Origin of the sequence: Arthrobacter agilis (genome assembly GCF_002953615.1) — a bacterium.
In the GTDB taxonomy this organism is placed as follows: domain Bacteria; phylum Actinomycetota; class Actinomycetes; order Actinomycetales; family Micrococcaceae; genus Arthrobacter_D; species Arthrobacter_D agilis_B.
Map to the genome: position 1 here is coordinate 3,083,231 of NZ_CP024915.1, position 5,141 is coordinate 3,088,371.

5 protein-coding genes and 1 pseudogene are annotated in these 5,141 nt (G+C 68.9%); 5 read left to right on the forward strand and 1 reads right to left on the reverse strand.

All coding sequences use genetic code 11. The features are described from left to right. From CVO76_RS15045 to CVO76_RS15065, 5 genes are all read left to right on the forward strand, one after another. On the forward strand, positions 1-605 hold a 605-nt coding region (locus CVO76_RS15045), incomplete at its 5' end, for an ABC transporter permease (RefSeq protein WP_208739970.1). 150 nt (positions 606-755) lie between these two features. Continuing rightward, a complete protein-coding gene (locus tag CVO76_RS15050; protein ID WP_133079966.1) occupies positions 756-1,703 on the forward strand; it encodes an ABC transporter ATP-binding protein in 948 nt (315 codons plus the stop codon). A 2-nt stretch (positions 1,704-1,705) separates the two neighbouring features. Next, complete coding sequence (locus tag CVO76_RS15055) at positions 1,706-2,593, forward strand: ABC transporter permease (RefSeq protein WP_133079965.1); 888 nt, start codon at positions 1,706-1,708, stop codon at positions 2,591-2,593. 21 nt (positions 2,594-2,614) lie between these two features. Then, on the forward strand, positions 2,615-3,937 hold the full coding sequence (locus CVO76_RS15060) for a sensor histidine kinase (protein ID WP_208739971.1): 1,323 nt from the start codon (positions 2,615-2,617) through the stop codon (positions 3,935-3,937). After that, positions 3,885-4,589, forward strand: a complete 705-nt coding sequence (locus CVO76_RS15065) for a response regulator (RefSeq protein ID WP_133079963.1) — start codon at positions 3,885-3,887, stop codon at positions 4,587-4,589. Before CVO76_RS15060 ends, CVO76_RS15065 begins: the two co-directional genes overlap by 53 nt. A 160-nt stretch (positions 4,590-4,749) precedes the next feature. On the opposite strand, the pseudogene CVO76_RS15070 reads toward CVO76_RS15065, so the two are convergent. Further along, positions 4,750-5,141 (reverse strand): annotated as a pseudogene (locus CVO76_RS15070) (chromosome segregation ATPase); the annotation flags it as partial.

Here is a 5,141-nt window from a genome sequence, read left to right on the forward strand (position 1 = left end):
TCTTCGCGCAGACGGTCATCTTCGGTTCCACCTTCTCCGGCTCGGCCATGGCACAGGACCTCAAGGACGGGATCATCGACCGTTTCCGGACCCTTCCCATGAGCACCTCGGCCGTCCTCATCGGGCGGACCAACAGCGACCTCGTGCTCAACACGCTCTCCGTGGTGATCATGATGGGCACGGGCTTCCTGGTGGGGTGGCGGGTCAACACGTCCCCGTCCGAGGCGCTGGCCGGCGTGGGCCTGCTCCTGCTGTTCTCCTATGCCTTCAGCTGGGTCATGGCGCTCCTCGGGATGTCGGTGAAATCCCCGGAGGTGATCAACAATGCCTCGTTCATGATCCTGTTCCCGCTCACGTTCATCTCGAACGCGTTCGTCCAGTCGCAGACCCTGCCCAGCGCGCTCGAGACCTTCGCGAACTGGAATCCCGTGTCCGCGCTCGTGCAGGCGGTGCGTGAACTGTTCGGCAACACCGGGACCGTCCCCGTTCCGGATGCCTGGCCTATGCAGAACGCCGTGCTGACCGTGCTGATCGGCACCATCGTGATGCTGGTGGTCTTCGTGCCGCTGTGCATCCGCAAATTCGCGTCGATCAGTAGCCGGTAGGCGGCGGGGGTCGTCCGAAAGGGGTACGGCGCCCCGCTCCGTGATCATCCCTGGGGCCGGTGAATCCGCACCGGTCCCAGGCCTACTGTTGGTGGTACCGGCCCGGAGTAGCGGGACGGCCCCGAACCACCTCCAGCCAAAGGACGCCCCATGATCGAGGCCCAGGCCCTCTCGAAGCGGTACGGCGCGAAGACCGCCGTCGACGCCGTCTCCTTCACCGTGCAGCCCGGCAAGGTGACGGGCTTCCTCGGCCCGAACGGCGCCGGCAAGTCGACCACCATGCGCATGATCGTGGGCCTCGACAACCCGAGCGCCGGCCGCGTGACCGTCAACGGGCAGCCCTACGCGCAGCACCGCGCCCCGCTCCGCGAAGTGGGTGCGCTGCTCGACGCGAAGGCCGTCCACACCAAGCGCTCCGCCTACAACCACCTCCGCGCCATGGCCGCGACGCACGGCATCCCGAACAGCCGGGTCAAGGAGGTCATCGAGCTCACGGGACTCGGTCCCGTGGCCAGGAAGCGGGTGGGCGGCTTCTCCCTCGGTATGGGGCAGCGCCTCGGGATCGCGGCGGCGCTCCTCGGCGACCCCCACACGGTGATCCTCGACGAGCCCGTCAACGGACTCGACCCCGAGGGGGTCCAGTGGGTGCGCCACCTCGCGCGGGGACTAGCCTCCGAAGGCCGCACCGTCTTCCTCTCCTCACATCTCATGTCGGAGATGGCACTGACCGCCGACCACCTCATCGTCATCGGCCGTGGCCGCATCATCGCCGACGCTCCCATCCAGTCGATCATCGACGGCCAGGGCAAGGTGCGCGTGCGGGTCCGGGCCGACCGGCCGCAGGACCTGCTCGGGAGCCTCGCCGGCGAGGGAGTGTCCTCGCAGGTCCTCGAGCCGGAACTGGTCGAGATCACCGGCGTCGAACCGCGCCGCATCGCCGAGATCGCCCTCCGGGAGCGTGTCCTGGTCTACGAACTCACCCCGCTCCAGGTGTCCCTCGAGGACGCCTACATGGAGCTCACCCAGACCGAGGTCGAGTACCACTCGCACGACCTCCCGACCGCCGCCCAGGCTGCCGCACCAGTGGAAGGACGCTGACCATGGCAACGTCGACCTCACCCGCCCCCACCCAGCAGCGGCCGCGGCCGACGCGTGATGCCGGTTCGGGCGTGAACTTCGGCCGGGTCCTGAAGTCCGAATGGATCAAGGTCACCACCGTCCCCTCGACCGTCATCCTCATCGTCTCGACCGTCGTCGTGATGGTGGGGCTCGCCGCGCTCTTCGCCTGGTCCCTGTCGGTCATGGCTCAGTCCGTCGGCGATCCGAGCGTGCCGGCGGAGTTCCAGGCACCCACGGAAGGCCCGGGAAGTGCGGCGTTCGAAGCCCTGACGACACCGTCGTCGGGCCTGGTGTTCGGGCAACTGCTCATCGCGTCGCTCGCGGTGGTCCTCATCGCCTCGGAATGGACCACGGGCATGATCCGCTCGACGATGGTCGCCGTACCGAAACGCACCCCTGCCCTCCTGGCGAAGACCGCCATCGTCGCAGCCGTCGCCTTCGTCGTAGGCTTCGGCAGCGCGCTGATGTCCTACCTCGTCGCCCAGCCCATCCTCGGGGGAGAGGATCTCGACTTCGCCCTCACGGAGGACGGCGTCTTCGCCAGCGTCATCAACACCGGGACCTTCCTCGCTCTCGTGGCCGTGATCTCGATGTCGATCGGCATCCTGCTGCGCAACACGGCCGGAGGCGTGGTGACGGCGGTCGGCATCTTCTTCGTCCTGCCGATCATCGTGCAGCTCATCTCAGGGCTCGCCGACTGGATCCCGGATGCAGCGCGGTTCCTCCCCGGAGACGCGGGCACGCAGATGGTCGCCGTGACGACGGCGGAGGATGCGCTGACCCAGTGGGAGGGTGGCCTCGTCATGGGCGCCTGGGCCCTGGTGCTGCTTGTCCTGGCCCTCGTCGTCGCCAAGAAGCGGGATGTCTAGCACCCCTCATGAGCCGGCGCCATGAATGACAGGCTCTCGGTGAAGGAGACCGCGGAACGAACGGCCGCGGTCTCCTTCACCGAGCTCAACGCCCGTCGGCTCGGCCCCCTCCGGCGGTTCTTCCGCAAGCACCCGCGGGCCATGGACGCCGTCGTCGTCGTGGTGTTCCTCTTCCTCTCGTTCCCTACGGCACTGTTGCTGATCTTCGGCGACGGCAACTGGCTCGCCCTCCCCGGCGTGGTCCTCGCCGCGGGCGCGCTCGCTTTCCGCCGCGACCGTCCGATCCTCGTCCTCGCGTTCGTCTCGGTACTCGATGTGCCCGTCAGCATGCTCACCGAAGGCCAGGGCAGCAGCGGGATCGCGACGATGTTCGCGCTCTACACCGTCGCGGCGACGTATCCGCTCCGGAAGGCGCTGGTGGCGGGGTGCTCCGCGACGGTCTTCTCGGTCGGTGCCCTGTTCCTCATCCCTGTGTCGACCTTCGCCGAGGCTCCCGGCATCATCTGGCTGCTCAGCGGATTCGTGGTGATGTTCCTGGCGATCGCCGTCGGGGTGGGCATCACGGTCCGGCGCGACCGCGAGCACGAGAGCGAATTGCGCGAGTGGGCCACCCGCAACGCCGAACTGGCCTCCGCGGGCGAGCGGAACAGGATCGCGCGGGAGATGCACGACGTCGTCGCCCACTCCCTCACCGTGATGGTGGCGCTGTCGGACGGCGCCGCCGTCGTCATGAAGCGCGACCCGGACCGCGCCGTCTCCGTGCTCCGTGAACTGTCGGGCACCGGACGGACCGCCATCGCCGACATGCGGCGCGTCCTCGGGGTGCTCCGTGCCGAGGCCGCGAGCGGATCGCTCGAGCCGCTTCCCGCGTCGAGCTCCCTGGCGCAGCTGCTCGACGGGTTCCGTGCGGCGGGGCTGCCCCTCCGGGTGACCACCAGCGGTCCCCGGCTGCCCGATGATCCCGCGTTCCAGCTGACGGCGTACCGGATCCTGCAGGAGTCCCTGACCAACGTCCTGCGCTACGGCAAGGGCGTTACGCTGGTGGACATCTCGATCGCGAGGACGGGAGATGCGGTCCACCTGCGCGTAGCCGACGACGGCCGCGGTGCCATGGGGCCGGTCGTCTCCCTCGGGTCCGGGCAGGGCATCGCCGGCATGCGGGAGCGTGCCGCGATCTATGCCGGCTCGGTCGAATACGGCAGCCGCCCGTCGGGTGGCTGGATCGTCGAAGCACGACTGACAGTCCCCCACGCCGACGGCGGAGCGGGGAACCACCGGGGGAAAGAGAAAGATGACCACGCAGCACAGCACGCCGGGCACGCCCATCAGGGTTCTGCTCGCTGACGACCAGCCACTGCTGAGGATGGGTTTCCGGCTGATCCTCGAAGGCGAGCCGGACCTCGAGATCGTGGGGGAGGCGTCCACGGGCACGGAGGCGGTCCGCCTCGCCGCGGAACTGATGCCGGACGTCGTGCTGATGGATGTGCGGATGCCCCAGGGTGACGGCATCGAGGCCACCCGGCAGATCACGGCGTCGGGGTCCCGTTCGCGCATCATCATCCTGACCACGTTCGACCTGGACGAGTACGCATTCGCGGGCCTGCAGGCCGGAGCCTCGGCGTTCCTGCTGAAGGACGTGGCCCCCGAGGACCTGGTGCACGCCGTGCGGGTGGTCGCCAGCGGTGACGCCGTCGTCGCCCCCCGCGTCACGCAACGGCTGCTGGAGACCTACGTCCGGTCACTGCCGCCGGCACAGACGGCCACCAGGGTGCCGGACCGGCGGTTGACCGAGCTGACGCCACGGGAGCGCGAGGTGCTCGAGGCGATTGCCGGGGGGCTGTCCAACGCCGAGCTCGCGGCCCGGTTCTTCCTGTCCGAGGCCACCATCAAGACGCATGTGCGGCGGATCCTGACCAAGCTGGACCTGCGGGACCGCGTCCAGGCCGTGGTGTACGCGTACGAGAACGGGATCGTGGTGCCGGGACCGGCGCACTGACACCCACCGGGCCCTGCGGCCGGGCCAGGGAAGGGGTCGGGGTTCCTCGGCCAATATCGTGCAGGAGGTCGTGGGTGCCTGGTCCGAGCTGAGCATCGCAGGCAGAGAGCGAAGCGCCCCAGGAGAATCGTCTCCTGGGGCGCTTCGGTGTAGCGGTCGATCAGGCGAGGCACCCGCCCAGAGTGATCGTCCTGTCGATGCCGGCGATCCGGTCGAGGACCGCGGCGTACTGGGCCTGCAGGCCGGCCACGACGACCTTCTGGGCGGCGACCGCCTCGCGGTTGACCTTCTTGGCGCTCTCGAGCGTCCGCAGGGTCGCGGACTGGGCGACGATCTGCGCGTCGACCTTCGACAGGTCCGCCTTGGCGGTGGTGAGAGCGGCCTCCTTCTCACTGATCTGCCGAGTGAGCGTGTTCAGCGAGGTCTGCAGTGGGGTGAGCTGGTTCTGCAGCGAGAGGATCGCGTTCTCCGCGGCCGTGATCGAGGAGTTGAGGCCGGCGAGGGTCGTTCCGAGCCTGGCGACCTCTCCGTCGAGGCGGGTGACCTCGGCGG